The sequence below is a fragment of the Nonomuraea angiospora genome (assembly GCF_014873145.1).
In the GTDB taxonomy this organism is placed as follows: Bacteria; Actinomycetota; Actinomycetes; order Streptosporangiales; family Streptosporangiaceae; genus Nonomuraea; species Nonomuraea angiospora.
Window position 1 is genome coordinate 11,826,653 of the sequence record NZ_JADBEK010000001.1, and the last position, 16,681, is coordinate 11,843,333.

The window sequence follows — 16,681 nt, forward strand, 5'->3', positions numbered from 1 at the left end:
GCCGACGAAGGAGGCGCAATGATCATTAAGAATGTCAGGATTGTGGGCGGGGACCTCGTCGACATCCGCGTCGCCGACGGGGAGATCGCCGAGATCGGGCCGGGCCTGGAAGGGCCCGAGACCGTCGACGGCGGCGGCGCGATCGCGCTGCCCGGCCTCGTGGACCTGCACACCCACCTGCGCGAGCCCGGCCGGGAGGACGCCGAGACCGTGCAGACCGGCACCCAGTCGGCCGCCCGGGGCGGTTACACCGCCGTGCACGCCATGGCCAACACCTCGCCGGTCGCCGACACCGCGGGGGTCGTCGAGCAGGTGTGGCGGCTCGGGCGCGAGTTCGCGCACTGCGACGTCCACCCCGTCGGCGCCGTCACCGTCGGCCTGGAGGGCAAGCAGCTCGCCGAGCTGGGCGCGATGGCCGACTCGGCCGCCCGCGTGCGGGTCTTCTCCGACGACGGCAAGTGCGTGGACGACGCCGTGCTGATGCGCCGCGCCCTGGAGTACGTCAAGGCGTTCGACGGCGTCGTCGCCCAGCACGCCCAGGAGCCCAGGCTCACCGCCGGGGCCCAGATGAACGAGGGCGTCATCTCCGGCCGGCTCGGCCTGACCGGCTGGCCCGCGGTCGCCGAAGAGGCGATCATCGCCCGCGACTGCCTCCTGGCCGCCCACGTCGGCTCCCGGCTGCACATCTGCCACGTCTCCACGGCCGGCTCGGTCGAGATCATCCGCTGGGCCAAGTCCAAGGGCTGGAACGTCACCTGCGAGGTCACCCCGCACCACCTCCTGCTCACCGACGACCTGGTCGAGGAGTCCCCGGTGGGCGCGTACAACCCGATCTACAAGGTCAACCCGCCGCTGCGCACCCGCGCCGACGTCGAGGCGCTGCGGGCCGCGCTGGCCGACGGCACGATCGACATCGTCGCCACCGACCACGCCCCCCACCCGGTCGAGGACAAGGAGACCGAGTGGTCGGCCGCGGCCATGGGCATGGTGGGCCTGGAGACGGCGCTCAGCGTGGTCCAGGAGGCCATGGTCGAGACCGGGCTGCTCGACTGGGCGGGCGTCGCCCAGCGCATGTCCGCCGTCCCGGCCCGCATCGGCCGGCTCGGCGGGCAGGGGCAGCCGCTGGAGGTGGGCGCCCCGGCCAACATCACGCTGTACGACCCGTCCGCGCGCACCGAGGTGGATCCGTCCGCATTCGCGTCGAAGAGCAGGAACACCCCCTACGAGGGGATGACGCTGCCCGGCCGGGTGGTGGCCACGTTCCTGCGCGGCAGGGCGACCGTTCTCGAAGGGAAGCTGGTTTGAACACATCGGTGCTCGTCCTGGAAGACGGCCGCGTCTTCCAGGGACGTCCGTACGGCGCCGAGGGCGAGACGTTCGGCGAGATGGTCTTCAACACCGGCATGACCGGCTACCAGGAGACCCTCACGGACCCGTCCTACCATCGGCAGATCGTCGCCATGACGGCGCCCCACATCGGCAACACCGGCGTCAACGACGAGGACCCGGAGTCCGGGCGCGTCTGGGTCGCCGGCTACGTCGTGCGCGAGCCGTCCAGGATCGTCTCCAACTGGCGGGCCGACCGCTCGCTCGACGACTACCTCAAGGAGCAGGGCGTCGTCGGGATCGCCATCTCCGGCACCCGCGCGCTCACCCGCCACCTGCGCGAGCGCGGCGCCATGCGCGCCGGCATCTTCACCGCGCCCACCGCGCCGGTCGAGGAGCTGGTCGAGCGGGTGCGGCAGTCGCCCCGCATGGAGGGCGCCGACCTGGCCGCCGAGGTGGCCACCACCGAGCCGTACGTCGTGCCCGCGATCGGCGCGAAGAGGTTCACGGTCGCGGCCGTCGACCTCGGCATCAAGGGCATGACGCCGCACCGGATGGCCGAGCGCGGCTGCGAGGTGCACGTGCTGCCCGCGACGGCCACGTACGAGCAGATCATGGCGGTCGGGCCGGACGGGGTCTTCTTCTCCAACGGGCCCGGCGACCCCGCCACGGCCGACGTGAGCGCGCTGCGCGGGGTCCTGGAGGCCAAGGTCCCGTTCTTCGGGATCTGCTTCGGCAACCAGCTCTTCGGGCGGGCCCTGGGCCTTTCCACCTACAAGCTGCGCTACGGGCACCGGGGCGTCAACCAGCCCGTCCAGGACATGCGCACCGGCAAGGTCGAGATCTCGGCGCACAACCACGGGTTCGCCGTCCAGGCGCCGCTCGACGGGCCGTTCGAGACCCCGTACGGTCAGGCCGAGGTCAGCCACGTCAACCTCAACGACCGCTGCGTGGAGGGGCTGCGCCTGCTCGACGGGCGGGCCTTCAGCGTCCAATACCATCCGGAGGCCGCCGCGGGGCCCCACGACGCCGCCTACCTTTTCGACGAGTTCAGTGAGGTCATGAGCCGTGCCCAAGCGTGAGGACATCAGGTCCGTCCTGGTGATCGGCTCGGGGCCGATCGTGATCGGCCAGGCGTGCGAGTTCGACTACTCCGGCACCCAGGCGTGCCGCGTGCTGCGGGCCGAGGGCTTCCGCGTCGTCCTGGTCAACAGCAACCCGGCGACGATCATGACGGACCCCGAGTTCGCCGACGCCACGTACGTCGAGCCGATCACTCCCGAGTACGTCGAGAAGATCATCGCCAAGGAGCGGCCCGACGCGCTGCTGCCGACCCTGGGCGGGCAGACCGCCCTCAACACCGCGGTCGCGCTGCACGAGTCGGGCGTGCTGGAGAAGTACGGCGTCGAGCTGATCGGCGCCGACTTCGACGCGATCCAGGCGGGGGAGAACCGCGAGCGGTTCAAGGAGATCGTCGCCAAGGTGGCCCGCGAGCGCGGGCTCAACGCCGAGTCGGCCAGGTCGGCCATCTGCCACACGATGGAGGAGTGCCTGGCCGCCGCGGGCGAGCTGGGCTACCCGGTCGTGGTCAGGCCGTCGTTCACCATGGGCGGGGCCGGCTCCGGCTTCGCCTACGACGAGACCGACCTGCGCCGCATCGCCGGCGCTGGGCTCGACGCCTCTCCGACCACCGAGGTGCTCCTTGAGGAGTCGATCCTCGGCTGGAAGGAGTACGAGCTGGAGGTCATGCGCGACAAGCACGACAACGTCGTCATCGTCTGCTCCATCGAGAACATCGACCCGATGGGCGTCCACACCGGCGACAGCGTCACCGTCGCGCCCGCGCTGACCCTGACCGACCGCGAATACCAGAACATGCGCGACGTCGCCATCGCCGTCATCCGCGAGGTCGGCGTCGACACCGGTGGCTGCAACATCCAGTTCGCGGTCGACCCGCGCACCGGCCGCATGATCGTCATCGAGATGAACCCGCGCGTGTCCCGCTCTTCGGCGCTGGCCTCCAAGGCCACGGGGTTCCCGATCGCGAAGATCGCGGCCAAGCTGGCCATCGGCTACACCCTCGACGAGATCCCCAACGACATCACCAAGGAGACCCCGGCCTCCTTCGAGCCGACGCTCGACTACATCGTGGTGAAGGTGCCGAGGTTCGCGTTCGAGAAGTTCAGGGGCGCCGACCAGACGCTCACCACGCACATGAAGTCCGTGGGCGAGGCCATGGCCATCGGCCGTTCCTTCCCCGAGGCGCTGCAGAAGGCGCTGCGGTCGATGGAGAAGAAGGAGTCCTCCTTCACCTGGGCGGGCGAGACCGGCGACAAGGCCGAGCTGCTCGAGCGCTGCCGCACCCCGCACGACGGGCGGCTGCGCACGATGCAGCAGGCCATCAGGGCGGGCGCCACGCCCGAGGAGCTGTTCGAGGCGACCAGCGTCGACCCCTGGTTCGTCGACCAGCTCTTCCTGCTCCACGAGGAGGCCGGCGAGGTCGCCGACGCCCCCGAGCTGACCGCCGAGGTGCTCGAGCGGGCCAAGCGGCACGGGTTCAGCGACGCGCAGATCGGCGAGATCCGCGGCATCGACGAGGCCCGGGTGCGCGACCTGCGCCACGCGCTGGGGCTGCGCCCGGTCTACAACACCGTCGACACCTGCGCCGCCGAGTTCGCCGCGAAGACGCCGTACCTCTACTCCACCTACGACGAGGAGAACGAGGTCCCCGACGGCGAGCGCGAGAAGGTCATCATCCTCGGCTCCGGGCCCAACCGCATCGGGCAGGGCATCGAGTTCGACTACGCGTGCGTGCACGCCTCGTTCGAGCTGTCCAGGGCCGGGTTCGAGACCGTCATGGTCAACTGCAACCCGGAGACCGTCTCGACCGACTACGACACCTCCGACCGGCTCTACTTCGAGCCGCTCACGCTGGAGGACGTGCTGGAGGTCGTCTACGCCGAGCAGCAGACGGGCCCGGTCGTGGGCGTGATCGTGCAGCTCGGCGGCCAGACGCCGCTGGGGCTGGCACAGGCGCTCAAGGACGCGGGCGTGCCCGTGGTCGGCACCTCGCCGGAGTCGATCCACCTGGCCGAGGAGCGCGGCGCGTTCGGGCGGGTGCTGGCCGAGGCGGGGCTGCCCGCGCCCAAGCACGGCACCGCGCTCACCGTCGCCGAGGCCCGGGAGATCGCCGAGGAGATCGGCTACCCCGTGCTCGTGCGGCCGTCCTACGTGCTCGGCGGCGCCGGCATGGCCATCGTGTACGACGACGAGACGCTGACGACGTACATGGCGGCCCAGGAGGGCGGCCACCCGGTGCTGGTGGACAAGTTCCTGGACGAGGCCATCGAGATCGACGTCGACGCCCTCTACGACGGGTCGGAGCTCTATCTCGGCGGCGTCATGGAGCACATCGAGGAGGCCGGGATCCACTCCGGCGACTCGGCGTGCGCGCTGCCGCCCATCACGCTCGGCAGCCACGACATCAAGCGCATCCGCGCCGCCACCGAGGCCATCGCCGCCGGGGTGGGCGTGCGCGGCCTGCTGAACGTCCAGTACGCGATGTCGGCCGGCGTCCTCTACGTCCTGGAGGCCAACCCGCGGGCCAGCCGCACCGTGCCGTTCGTGTCCAAGGCCACGGCGGTGCCGCTGGCCAAGGCGGCGGCCCGGGTGATGCTCGGCTCGTCGATCGCCTCGCTGCGCGAGGAGGGCATGCTGCCCGCGACCGGCGACGGCGGGACGCTGCCGCTGGACGCGTCGATCGCGGTCAAGGAGGCGGTGCTGCCGTTCAACCGGTTCCGGGGCGTGGACATCGTGCTGGGGCCCGAGATGCGCTCCACGGGCGAGGTCATGGGCATCGACGAGTTCTTCGGGACCGCGTTCGCCAAGTCCCAGGCGGCCGCCTACGGCGAGCTGCCGACCAAGGGACGCGCGTTCGTGTCCGTGGCCAACCGGGACAAGCGTGCGATGATCTTCCCTGTGAAGGCGCTCGCGGATCTCGGATTCGAGATCCTGGCCACCGAGGGGACCGCCGAGGTGCTGCGCCGCAACGGCGTCCATGCCAAGATCGTGCGAAAGCAGAGCGAGGGTCCTGGTCCCGGAGGTGAACGCACGAGCGTGCAGGCCATTCTCGACGGCGAGGTCGACCTGATCGTCAACACGCCCTTCGGCAGCCCGGGGCAGTCGGGGCCGCGGCTCGACGGCTACGAGATCCGCACCGCCGCGGTGCTGCGCGGCATCCCGTGCATCACCACGGTCTCAGGGCTCGCCGCGGCGGCGGCGGGCATCCAGGCGATCGTCCGGGGCGACGTCGGCGTACGGTCGCTCCAGGAGCACGCACAGGCACTCCGGGGCTGACCCCGCACGGGAGGTGAAGACGACTGGCCGGCACTCCGGTGCAGGTGACGGGCACGGTGCTGACCACGCGCCGGGTCGACGCCTACCATGCGCTGACGGTGGTGGCGCCCGGCATAGCCGAGCGCTACCGCCCCGGTCACTTCGTCTCCGTCGCGGTGGGCGGGGGCCAGACGTCGATGGTGACGCGCCGCGCGCTGTCCATCCATGACGTCAAGTCCGACTACGGCGGCACGGTCGAGCTGGTCTTCACCGCCCGGGGCCCCGGCACGGCCTGGCTGGCCGAGCGGCGCGCCCGCGACACGCTCGACCTGGTCGGGCCGCTCGGCCGGCCCTTTCCGCTGCCGCGCGACCCGGTGCACTGCGTGCTGGTCGGCGCCGAGTACGGCTCCGCGTTGCTGTTCCCGCTGGCCGACGCGCTGCTGGCGCGGGGCTGCCGGGTCGACTTCGTGCTGGGCGGCACCGGGGCCGAGCGGGTGTTCGGGGCGATGCGGGCCCGCCGCATCGCCGAGACCACCACGCTGACCACCGAGGACGGCTCGCTCGGGCTCCGTGGCAAGGTCACCGACGCGCTACCCTCGGTGATCGCCGACACGCGGGCCGACGCGGTCTACGCCTGCGCGCCGATGGAGACGCTGCGGGCCGTGACGGCGGTGTCGATGGAGTTCGACATCCCGGTGCAGGTGGCCGTCGAGGAGTCGATGGCCTGCGGCATCGGGGTGTGCATGACGTGCGTGCTGCCCGTCATCGGGGACGACGGGGTGACCAGGATGGTGCGGGCGTGCGCGGAAGGACCGGTGTTCCGGGGGGAGCGGGTGCGCTTCGAGGACGTGGGAACGATCCCGTTCGACGCGCTCGGCGCCCCCGGAGGCGGTGCACGACATGTCAGTTGATATGCGGACATTTCTGGCGCATGTGGAGCTCGCGAACCCGATCACCACGGCCGCCGGATGCGCCGCGTCCGGGCGGGAGCTGGCCCAGTTCTTCGACCTGCACCGGCTCGGGGCGCTGACCACCCGCTCGATCACCATGGCCCCGCGCGCCGGGCGGCCCACGCCGCGCATGGCCGAGACGCCCTCGGGCATGCTCAACGCGGTCGGCCTGCAGGGGCCGGGCATCGACGCGTTCCTGGAGCGCGAGCTGCCCTGGCTCGCGCAGCGGGGCATCAAGACCATCGTCTCGATCGGCGGCGGCACCGTCGCCGAATACTCCGAGCTGGCCCGCAGGCTCGCCGACGCGCCCGGGGTCACCGCGCTGGAGGTCAACCTCTCCTGCCCGAACATCGAGGACCGCGGCCGCGTCTTCGCCCGCGAGGGCAGCGCCGCGGCCGAGGTGATCGCCTCGGTCCGCTCCATCATGCGCTACGACGTGCCGGTCGTGGCCAAGCTGGCCCCCGACGTGGCCGACATCGTCTCCGTCGCGCGGGCCTGCGTGGACGCCGGGGCCGACGCGCTGTCCATGATCAACAACCCGCTGGGCATGGCCATCGACACCGAGGCGCTGCGGCCCTCGCTCGCCGCCGTGACCGGAGGGCTGTCGGGGCCCGCGATCCTGCCGCTCGCCGTACGGTGCGTGTGGCAGGTCCACGCCGCCCTGCCCGGGGTGCCCCTGATCGGCATCGGCGGCGTCATGAGCGGCAGGGACGCCTTCCAGCTCGTCCTGGCGGGCGCCTGTGTGGTCGGAGTGGGCACGGCGCTGTTCCACGACCCCTACGCCTGTCTGCGCATCGAACGCGAGCTTGAGGACCTTCTCAGGGCCCGCGGCTTCCAGCGCCTGGCCGACGCCGTCGGCCTCGCCCACCGCCCGCCGGGCAGCGCCCCCCGCCACCTGCTCGTCGACTCCGAAGAGAGCACACCATGACCATCAGCCGCCCCATCGAGGAGAGTTCGTCTTGACCCCCGCACCGCTCCTGACTCCCGCGCCCATCGCCGTCGCCCTGGACGCCCCGGACCTGGAGACCGCCGCCCAGTGGGCGGCCCTGGTGACGCCGCACGTCAGCACGGTCAAGGTGGGCCTGGAGCTCTACCTCCGCTACGGGCCCGACGTGATCGCCTCGGTGCGGGGTGCCAGCGGCGTGCAGGTGTTCCTCGACCTCAAGCTCCACGACATCCCCAACACCGTCGCCGGCGCCTCCCGCGCCGTCTCCCGGCTGCGCCCGGCCATCCTCACCGTGCACGCCGCCGGGGGCCCCGCCATGATCCGCGCCGCCGTGGAGGCCGCGGACCCGCAGACCAAGATCGCCGCGGTGACGATCCTGACCTCGCTGTCGGAGGCCGACCTGGCGCGCATCGGGCTCGTGGGGCCCGCCGACGACGCCGTGCGCCGCCTGGCCGCCCTGTCGGTGGAGTCGGGCGCCAAGGGGCTGGTGTGCTCGCCCAACGAGGTGTCCGCGGTGCGGGCGGAGGTGGGGGAGGGCATCACGCTCATCACGCCGGGGGTGCGGCCCGCGGGGGCCGACACGCAGGACCAGGCGCGGGTCGCCACGCCCGAACAGGCCCTCGCCGACGGCGCCGACCTCCTCGTCATCGGCCGCCCCATCACCGCCTCCCCGGACCCGGGCGCGGCCGCCGCAGCCATCGCGTCGTCCCTCCGGCGCGCCTCTTAATCCCTCTCGCTCTCTTCGCGGCTGCCCGGCGGACGTTGCTGAGGCTGCCCGTAGGCGTTCTTCGCGGCTGCCCGGCGGACGCTTCTGGAGGCTGTCCCGTGGGCGTTCCTTGCGGCTGTCCGGCGGGCGCTTCGAAGGCTGCCCGGCGGCTGTTTCTTGGGGCTGCGCGGCGTGCCGGGCGCCGTTCAAGCCGTGCATCCTTTACGCCTGCGCGTGGTGGGCGGCGCGCCGTTCGCCCCCAAGCCTTTACGCCTGCGCGCGGTCGGCGGCGCGCCGTTCACCCCCTAGCCTTTACGGCTGCGCACGGTGGGCCGCACGCGCCGACGTCCGTTGCCGTCCGTCATGGCCGGTCGTGAAGGCTCACGGGCCGGTCGCCGTGACGACGCGCACTCTTGACCGGCTCCGTGGCGAACCGCCGGCCCGTCGCGCCCGCCCCTTCCGTGTGCCGGGCGCCTGCCGTTCCGCCCACCCACGCGATCGCCGCGGCCGGGTGGGCTACTGGCCCCTCAGCGCGGCCAGTCGTCGATCATCCTCACGGCGCTCGATGCGGCGCGAGGCGCGGGTATCGCAATGGGTGATCCGCGGGCTCGGATCGGGGTGGCGGGTCCCTTGGCGCGGGGTGCCGTCCGGGGGTGGGCGGCGGGGATTGTGGATCATGCCGTGCCTGGGTGCCTCGCAAGATCGTAATGCATTCGCGGGGGCCCGCGCACGCGATCTTCGGAATGGGTTTCGGCCCAGGTCTGGGCGGGGTTTCGGACATTGGTTGGTGGCTGGAATGCGATCATCGTTGCGTTTCGCGACACCGTCGCGGGCCGACGCGCGAACCGGGAAGTGAGGGCGATTTGATCAGCACAATGTGATTTTACGAACACGGAGAGTGATGAAGTGGATTTTGTAAGGAGAGAAACGGCGCTTGACGTTGCTTAGGGGGCGATGACCAGCTAGTTTCCCTTCCCGTCCGAGTACATCGACAGAAATTCGAGGTGACCCGGCGTGGCTCTTCCTCCACTGACCCCTGAGCAGCGCGCCGCAGCCCTGGAGAAGGCTGCCAAGGCCCGTAAAGAGCGTGCCGAGGTCAAGAACCGGCTCAAGCATGGCGCGGTTTCTCTGGCTGAGGTGCTCAAGGATGGGCAGACCGACGACGTCATCGGCAAGATGAAGGTGTCGGCTCTGTTGGAATCGCTCCCCGGCGTCGGCAAGGTCCGCGCCAAGCAGCTCATGGAGCGGCTTGCCATCGCCGAGTCCCGCCGCGTGCGGGGTCTCGGCGCGAACCAGAGGGCCTCCCTCGAGCGCGAGTTCGGTGGCAACGAGAGCTAATCTCTGTTCCACAAGAAAGCGCAGGTTCAACGGGGGGTAGGAAAGTGACCGACAGGTCCTGGTCCGGCGAAGTCAGTGCCTACGAGGCATTCGGGCCCGGCGCGGAGGTCGGATTCTTGCCCTTGAGCGAACGGCGGCTGACGGTCCTTTCAGGGCCGTCGGGCGTCGGCAAGTCCACGGTCGTCGCCGAGCTCCGGCGGGCACACCCCGCGGTGTGGCTGTCGGTCTCGGTGACCACCAGGAGGCCCCGTCCCGGTGAGGTGAACGGGGTCCACTACTACTTCGTCGACGGCGAGGAGTTCGACCGGCTGGTGACGGCCGGGGAGCTGCTCGAGTGGGCGGAGTTCGCGGGAAACCGCTACGGCACGCCGCGCGAGCCGGTGCTGAAGAAGCTCGCCGACGGGGTCCCCACCCTGCTCGAGATCGACCTCGAAGGCGCCAGGCAGGTGCGCAGGAGCATGCCCGAGGCCCTGCTGGTGTTCCTGGCCCCGCCCACCTGGGAGGAGCTGGAGAAGCGGCTGCGTGGCCGCGGCACCGAGCCCGAGGACGTCATCGCCCGCCGCCTGGAGGCTGGGCGGGTCGAGATGGCCGCGGAGCAGGAGTTCGACTTGACACTCGTGAACACAAGCGTCCAAGACGTGTGCCGCCGGCTGATAGCCTTGATGACTGACCCTCAGGGGGTCACGACAACCACCAACCGAGAGGTCTGACATCGTGGCAGGCACCACCCCGGCCGCGGAGGGCATCACCAACCCGCCGATCGACGCGCTGCTCGACATCGTCGACAGCAAGTACTCCCTGGTGATCATGGGTGCCAAGCGCGCCCGCCAGATCAACGCTTACTACTCCCAGCTCGGCGAGGGCCTGCTGGAGTACGTCGGCCCGCTGGTCGAGACGCACGCGCAGGAGAAGCCGCTGTCCATCGCGCTGCGCGAGGTCTCCGAGGGCCTGCTCAACGCCGAGCCCATCGAAGGCGCGGTCTGACGCCTTCGATGAAGGTCGTCCTGGGCGTCAGCGGCGGCATCGCCGCGTACAAGGCTTGCGAGCTGTTGCGCCTGTTCACCGAGTCGGGGCACGAGGTGCGGGTCGTGCCGACCCGCGAGGCGCTGAAGTTCGTGGGCGCGCCCACCTGGGCCGCCCTGTCCGGCAACCCCGTGTCCGCCGAGGTCTGGGACGACGTTCACGAGGTGCCCCACGTGCGGATCGGCAAGCAGGCCGATCTCGTCGTGGTGGCGCCCGCGACCGCTGACGTGCTCGCCAGGGCGGCCCACGGGCTGGCCGGCGACCTGCTCACCAACACGCTGCTGACGGCCACCTGCCCGGTCGTGTTCGCGCCCGCGATGCACACCGAGATGTGGCAGCACCCCGCCACCCGCGCCAACGTCGAGACGCTGCGCGAGCGGGGCGCCGTCGTGATCGACCCCGCCGTCGGGCGCCTCACCGGCGCCGACACCGGCCCGGGGCGCCTGCCCGACCCCGCGGAGATCTTCGAGGTCTGCCTGCGGGTGCTGCGCGGCCGGCCCCGCGACCTGGCCGGGCGCAAGGTCGTCGTCTCCGCCGGAGGCACGCGGGAGGCGATCGACCCGGTCCGCTACCTCGGCAACCGCTCCTCGGGGCGGCAGGGCTACGCGCTGGCGCGCACGGCGGTCGCCCGGGGGGCCGAGGTGACGCTGGTGGCGGCCAACGTCACGCTGCCCGACCCCGCCGGTGCCAAGGTCGTGCGGGTGGAGTCGGCGTCCGAGCTGCGCGATGCGGTGCTCGCCGCCGCGGCCGACGCCGACGTGGTGGTCATGGCCGCCGCGGTGGCCGACTTCCGGCCCGCGACGCGGCACGAGGCGAAGATCAAGAAGACGGACGGCGAGCCGGAGCCGATCTTCCTGGCCAAGAACCCCGACATCCTTGCCGAGCTCGGCACCCTCCGCCGCGAGGCCCGCGCCGCGCGCACGCATGCTGGAGGCGCGGCGCAGCCCCTCTCGGCCGCCGCGGATCCGGAACCCGCCGATGCCGCAGCTGCCGGACCGGAGCTTGCCGGTACCGCAGCTGTCGGGCCGAGGCTTGCCGGTGCCGGTGCCGGTGCCGGCGCTGCGCCGGAGTCCGCCGCTGCCGTTGCGCCGGCATCTGACGTCGCCGGACCGGAAGCCGCCGTCGCGGGGTCGGAGGCTGCCGTCGCCGGATCCGGGCCGGGGGGCGTCACACCGCGGCGGGAGCGTGGGGCGTACCCCGAGGTGATCGTCGGGTTCGCGGCCGAGACGCACGACGTGCTCGCCAACGGCCAGGCCAAGCTCGCCCGCAAGGGTTGCGACCTGCTGGTCGTCAACCAGGTGGGGGAGGGGCTGGCGTTCGGCACGCCCGACAACGCGGCCACCGTGCTGGTGGCGGGTGGCGACCCGGTCGAGGTGCCGTTCGGGCCCAAGGAGGCTCTCGCCGACGTCGTGTGGGACCTCGTGGCGGCCCGCCTTCCCTAGCGCGGCCCCGCACTTCCGGGTTGGACGTATCCGGTGCTCATACCCCGTATTGGACCGTTCAAATCGTACAAGACCGATTACCCGATCACCTATTGCTACACCCCTACACGCCTGCGGATACTTGGGGCGAAGGGGGATGGAATGCCGGTGGGTTCTGCTGTCAGAGACCGTTGTAGAACATTGCTCGGCGACCAGGGAGAGATCCGCTACGTCTTTCCGGCGGTGTCGGCGGGACCGGGCGGGACGGGGAATTTCCTGGTCGTGGTCACCGCTTCCTCGATATCGGTGCTGGCCACCAGGACGCTCAGGAGCGATCGGCCGGTCGCGGTGTTCGCGGAGTTCCCGCGACACACCCGGCTCGGTCCCATCCTGCCTGGGCCGGTCATCGAGCTGGACTCCATAGTGTTCGAGTTCGACGAGGAGTACGCCGCGGTGGTGGCGGCCGCCGACGCGGAGATCTTCGCGCCGGAGACCCTGCCGCCCGACCCGCTGCCCGAGCTGTGACGGAAACTGGACGCGGACGGTTTCGCGCCCTGGCGCCGGGTGGGGCTAGACTTCGGCGAGGCCCAGGCATGCCCATGCGTCCCGGGCCTTAAATCCGTCAGCAGCCGCTGCATGAGGAGCCACTGAGTTGTCACGTCGCCTGTTCACCTCCGAGTCGGTCACCGAAGGCCACCCGGACAAGATCGCTGACCAGATCAGTGACGCGATTCTCGACGCCATGCTCAAGGACGACCCCAAGAGCCGGGTCGCGGTCGAGACGCTGATCACTACCGGCCAGGTCCATGTCGCAGGCGAGGTCACCACCGAGACCTACATCGACATCCCGGCCCTCATCCGGGAGAAGATCCTCGAGATCGGCTACGACGCCTCCCACAAGGGCTTCGACGGCGCTTCGTGCGGCGTGTCGGTGTCCATCGGCGCCCAGTCCCCCGACATCGCCCAGGGCGTCAACGACGCCTACGAGAGCCGGGTCGACCAGGCCGAGGACGAGCTGGACCGCCAGGGCGCGGGCGACCAGGGCCTCATGTTCGGCTATGCCTGCCGCGAGACCCCCGAGCTCATGCCGCTGCCGATCACCCTGGCCCACCGGCTGGCGCAGCGGCTGTCGGAGGTGCGCAAGAGCGGCACGGTGCCCTACCTCCGTCCCGACGGCAAGACGCAGGTGACGATCGAGTACGACGGCGACACGCCCGTCCGCCTCGACACCGTGGTGGTCTCCACGCAGCACGCGGCGGAGATCGACCTGCAGGAGATGCTGACGCCGGACATCAAGGAGCACGTGGTCGACCCCGTGCTGGCCGGCCTCGACCTCGACACCGAGGGCTACCGCCTGCTGGTCAACCCGACCGGCCGCTTCGAGATCGGCGGCCCCATGGGCGACGCCGGCCTGACCGGCCGCAAGATCATCATCGACACCTACGGCGGCATGGCCCGCCACGGTGGCGGCGCCTTCTCCGGCAAGGACCCGTCCAAGGTCGACCGCTCGGCGGCCTACGCCATGCGCTGGGTGGCCAAGAACGTCGTCGCCGCCGGCCTGGCCGACCGGTGCGAGGTCCAGGTCGCGTACGCGATCGGCAAGGCGCAGCCGGTGGGTCTGTTCGTGGAGTGCTTCGGCACCGAGAAGCTGCCGGTCGAGAAGATCCAGGACGCCGTCCTCCAGGTCTTCGACCTGCGCCCGGCCGCCATCATCCGCGACCTCGACCTGCTGCGCCCGATCTACTCGGAGACCGCCGCCTACGGCCACTTCGGCCGTGAGGGCTTCTCCTGGGAGTCCACGGACCGCGCCGAGGCCCTGCGCACCGCCGCCGGCCTCTGACCCACGCCGTCCCAGCTCAAGGGGCGCCGCCTTGGTGCGCGGCGCCTCTGGGCGGGTCAGGCAGGCCCAGAGCCGGTACGGGTCCGAGAGGCGACCTTCGCGGTCTCGCTTGAGGTGCGAGGGGCGTGCTCGGTGCCGCCGAGCCACCGGATCGTCCAGCCTCAAGGCGGCGGATCACCGGGCCCCGCCGGAGCCTCCCGGTGCGGGGATCCGGACGGTCCTGATCCGGCCCACCGGGCTCGACCAAGCGGGCGCGCCCCGGGCTACCGAGGCGGTGCTGAAGACGCCCGGCCGAGTGCATCGCTCCGGGCTATTGAGGCGGTGCTGGGGGCGCCTGCCGAGCGCATTGCCCGGGCTGCCGAGGCGGTGCTGGGGCGCTGACCGAGTGCATCGTCCCGGGTCATCGAGGCGGTTCTGGAGACGCCTGCCGAGTGCAGTGCGCCGGGCTACCGAGACGGTGCTGGGGATGCCCGCCGAGCGCATCGCGCCGGGCCATCGAGGCGGTGCTGGAGTCGCCTGCCCAGTGCATCGCCCCGGGCGAGGTCGAGGAGCTGGGCGAATGCGGGCTGTCGGCGTGCCCGTAACCACTCGGGGCGCGTGGCCCCGGCAACGCCTCCGCTCTCGCTCGGTCACGGCGAACGGTCTGGTAGACGTTATGCGTGACCGACTCCGACGACGCCCTTCTGCCGCTCGACGCCGTGCGGCCCCCAGCGTCGTCGAAGGACACCAAAGGGGCCCCCGCGCCCGCCCCTGAACGCCCCGTGGCCAGGGTCGTGGTGGACAGCCCGCTGCCGCACCTCGACCGACCCTTCGACTACCTGGTGCCCGACTCCATGCACGAGACGGCCGAGCCGGGCGTGCGGGTGCGGGTGCGGTTCGCGGGCAAGCTGGTCGACGGGTTCCTGCTGGAACGGGCGGACGAGAGCGAGCACGACGGCAGGCTCATGCCGCTTGAACGCGTGGTTTCCCCCGAGCGCGTGCTCACCCCGGAGATCGCCGGGCTGGCCAGGGCGGTCGCCGACCGGTACGCGGGCACCCTGACCGACGTGCTCCGCCTGGCCGTCCCGCCCCGCCACGCCAAGGCCGAGGCGGAGGAGCCCGCCAAGCAGGACCTGCCGCCCGCGGAGCCGTCCCAGACCGAAAGCGCATGGAACGCCTACCCGACCGGCCCCTCCTTCCTCGGCGCGCTGCGCGACGGGCGCGCGCCCCGGGCCGTGTGGTCCGCCCTGCCGGGCGCCAGGGGATGGGCGGGGGCGACGGCCGAGGCCGTGCGGGCGACGCTGGACGGCGGCAGGGGAGCGGTCGTCGTGGTGCCCGACGGGAAGGACGTGGCGCTGGCCGACGGCGAGTTCGCCCGGGTGCTGGGGCCGGGCAGGCACGTGGCGCTCACCGCCGACCTCGGCCCGGCCGAGCGCTACCGACGGTGGCTGAAGGTGCTGAGAGGCCAGGTGCGGGCCGTCGTCGGCACCAGGGCCGCCATGTTCGCCCCCGTCGCCGATCTCGGCCTGGTGGCCATCTGGGACGACGGTGACGACCTCCACGCCGAGCGCCTGGCGCCGTATCCGCACGCCCGCGAGGTTCTCGGCCTGCGCGCCCACAGGAGCGGCGCCGCGATGCTCATCGGCGGATACGCGCGCACCGCCGAGGCCACCCAGCTCGTCGCCTCCGGCTGGGCCAGGCCGATCGTGGCCGCCCGCACGACGATCAGGGGCCTGGGCCCCCGGGTGCGCCCCGCCGGGGAGGACGCCGAACTGGCCAAGGACCAGGCGGCCCGGCAGGCCAGGCTCCCCAGCCTCGCCTGGCGGGCCCTGCGCCACGGCCTGGAGAGCGGGCCCGTGCTCGTGCAGGTGCCCAGACGCGGCTACCTGCCCGCCCTGGCCTGCCGGCACTGCCGCACCCCCGCCCGCTGCGCCCTGCCCCCCACGCGCAGGGCGGCGTCGCCGCCGGACCCGCACGCCGGCGCGGCCTTCCCGATCCCGGAGGCGCCGGCGGGGCCCGGCCACCTGTGCCACGGGCCGCTGGCCCTCAGAGGCGGCCACGCGGCCCCCTACTGCCGCTGGTGCGGCCGGGTGGACGCCGACTGGCGCTGCTCGTCCTGCGGCAGCCCCAGGCTCCGCGCCGTGGTCACCGGCGCCAGGCGCACCGCGGAGGAGCTCGGCAGGGCCTTCCCCTCCGTGCAGGTGCGCACGTCGGGCCGCGACGGCGTCCTGGCCACCGTCCCCGCCGCCCGCGCGCTGGTCGTCGCCACGCCGGGCGCCGAGCCCGTGGCGGAGGGCGGCTACGCGGCGGCCGTGCTGCTCGACGGCTGGGCGCTCCTGGGCAGGGCCGACCTGAGGGCGAGCGAGGAGGCGGTGCGCAGGTGGATGAACGCCGCCGCCCTGCTCCGCCCCGCCGCCGAGCTGGTGGTGCTCGGCGACGCCGCGCTGCCCGCCGTTCAGGCCCTGCTGAGGTGGGACCCCGTCACCCACGCCGAGCGCGAGCTGGGCGACCGCGCCGAGCTGGGCTTCCCGCCGGCGGTGCGGATGGCCACGCTCACGGGCGTGGCGAGCGCGGTCAGGCAGATGCTCGACGAGGTACGCCTGCCGCCCGACGCCGAGGTGCTGGGCCCCGTCCCCGTGGACGAGGCGGGCCAGGAACGCGCCATGATCCGCGTACGGAGGTCCGGCGGGGCGGCCCTGGCGGCCGCGCTCAAAGGGGCCATTGGGGTGCGTGCGGCACGTAAGACGCCCGATGTCGTGAAGGTGAGTGTCGACCCGCTCGACCTGATTTAGACCATTTCCCCGATTCGCTCATCTG

Annotated in this window: 13 protein-coding genes; all 13 read left to right on the top strand. The window is 72.1% G+C overall.

Annotated elements, in window-relative coordinates; genetic code table 11:
- Nucleotides 1-18: 18 nt before the first annotated feature.
- The 13 genes from H4W80_RS54285 (at nt 19) to H4W80_RS54345 (ending at nt 16,656) form a co-directional block, all read left to right on the top strand.
- Nucleotides 19-1,305 (top strand): dihydroorotase, encoded by a 1,287-nt coding sequence (locus H4W80_RS54285; protein ID WP_192792210.1) that lies wholly within the window; start codon nt 19-21, stop codon nt 1,303-1,305.
- Nucleotides 1,302-2,408, top strand: a complete 1,107-nt coding sequence (gene carA, locus H4W80_RS54290) for a glutamine-hydrolyzing carbamoyl-phosphate synthase small subunit (RefSeq protein ID WP_192792211.1) — start codon at nt 1,302-1,304, stop codon at nt 2,406-2,408. The genes H4W80_RS54285 and carA overlap by 4 nt, the downstream gene beginning before the upstream one ends.
- Entirely contained in the window at nt 2,395-5,682 is a 3,288-nt protein-coding gene (gene carB, locus H4W80_RS54295) for a carbamoyl-phosphate synthase large subunit (protein WP_192792212.1), read from the top strand. The genes carA and carB overlap by 14 nt, the downstream gene beginning before the upstream one ends.
- Before the next feature lie 38 nt (nt 5,683-5,720).
- Nucleotides 5,721-6,572 carry a dihydroorotate dehydrogenase electron transfer subunit gene (locus tag H4W80_RS54300; RefSeq protein WP_318787513.1) on the top strand — a complete coding sequence of 284 codons (852 nt, stop codon included), beginning with the start codon at nt 5,721-5,723 and terminating at the stop codon, nt 6,570-6,572.
- On the top strand, nt 6,562-7,539 hold the full coding sequence (locus H4W80_RS54305; RefSeq protein WP_185072974.1) for a dihydroorotate dehydrogenase: 978 nt from the start codon (nt 6,562-6,564) through the stop codon (nt 7,537-7,539). Before H4W80_RS54300 ends, H4W80_RS54305 begins: the two co-directional genes overlap by 11 nt.
- A gap of 49 nt (nt 7,540-7,588) precedes the next feature.
- Nucleotides 7,589-8,284 carry an orotidine-5'-phosphate decarboxylase gene (gene pyrF, locus H4W80_RS54310; RefSeq protein WP_192794306.1) on the top strand — a complete coding sequence of 232 codons (696 nt, stop codon included), beginning with the start codon at nt 7,589-7,591 and terminating at the stop codon, nt 8,282-8,284.
- Between the two features lie 993 nt (nt 8,285-9,277).
- Complete coding sequence (mihF, locus tag H4W80_RS54315) at nt 9,278-9,601, top strand: integration host factor, actinobacterial type (RefSeq protein ID WP_020541698.1); 324 nt, start codon at nt 9,278-9,280, stop codon at nt 9,599-9,601.
- Between the two features lie 116 nt (nt 9,602-9,717).
- Nucleotides 9,718-10,311 (top strand): guanylate kinase, encoded by a 594-nt coding sequence (gene gmk / locus H4W80_RS54320; protein WP_185072975.1) that lies wholly within the window; start codon nt 9,718-9,720, stop codon nt 10,309-10,311.
- Nucleotides 10,312-10,315: 4 nt separating this feature from the next.
- Nucleotides 10,316-10,585, top strand: coding sequence for a DNA-directed RNA polymerase subunit omega (rpoZ, locus tag H4W80_RS54325; protein ID WP_043638590.1), 270 nt, complete (start codon nt 10,316-10,318; stop codon nt 10,583-10,585).
- An 8-nt stretch (nt 10,586-10,593) separates the two neighbouring features.
- Nucleotides 10,594-12,066 (top strand): bifunctional phosphopantothenoylcysteine decarboxylase/phosphopantothenate--cysteine ligase CoaBC, encoded by a 1,473-nt coding sequence (coaBC, locus tag H4W80_RS64870; RefSeq protein ID WP_378525864.1) that lies wholly within the window; start codon nt 10,594-10,596, stop codon nt 12,064-12,066.
- 180 nt (nt 12,067-12,246) lie between these two features.
- Complete coding sequence (locus H4W80_RS54335) at nt 12,247-12,570, top strand: hypothetical protein (RefSeq protein WP_225964196.1); 324 nt, start codon at nt 12,247-12,249, stop codon at nt 12,568-12,570.
- 127 nt (nt 12,571-12,697) lie between these two features.
- On the top strand, nt 12,698-13,885 hold the full coding sequence (gene metK, locus H4W80_RS54340) for a methionine adenosyltransferase (protein ID WP_192792214.1): 1,188 nt from the start codon (nt 12,698-12,700) through the stop codon (nt 13,883-13,885).
- 659 nt (nt 13,886-14,544) lie between these two features.
- Nucleotides 14,545-16,656: a primosomal protein N' gene (locus H4W80_RS54345; RefSeq protein WP_192792215.1), complete on the top strand. Its 2,112-nt coding sequence runs from the start codon at nt 14,545-14,547 to the stop codon at nt 16,654-16,656.
- Nucleotides 16,657-16,681 lie beyond the last annotated feature (25 nt).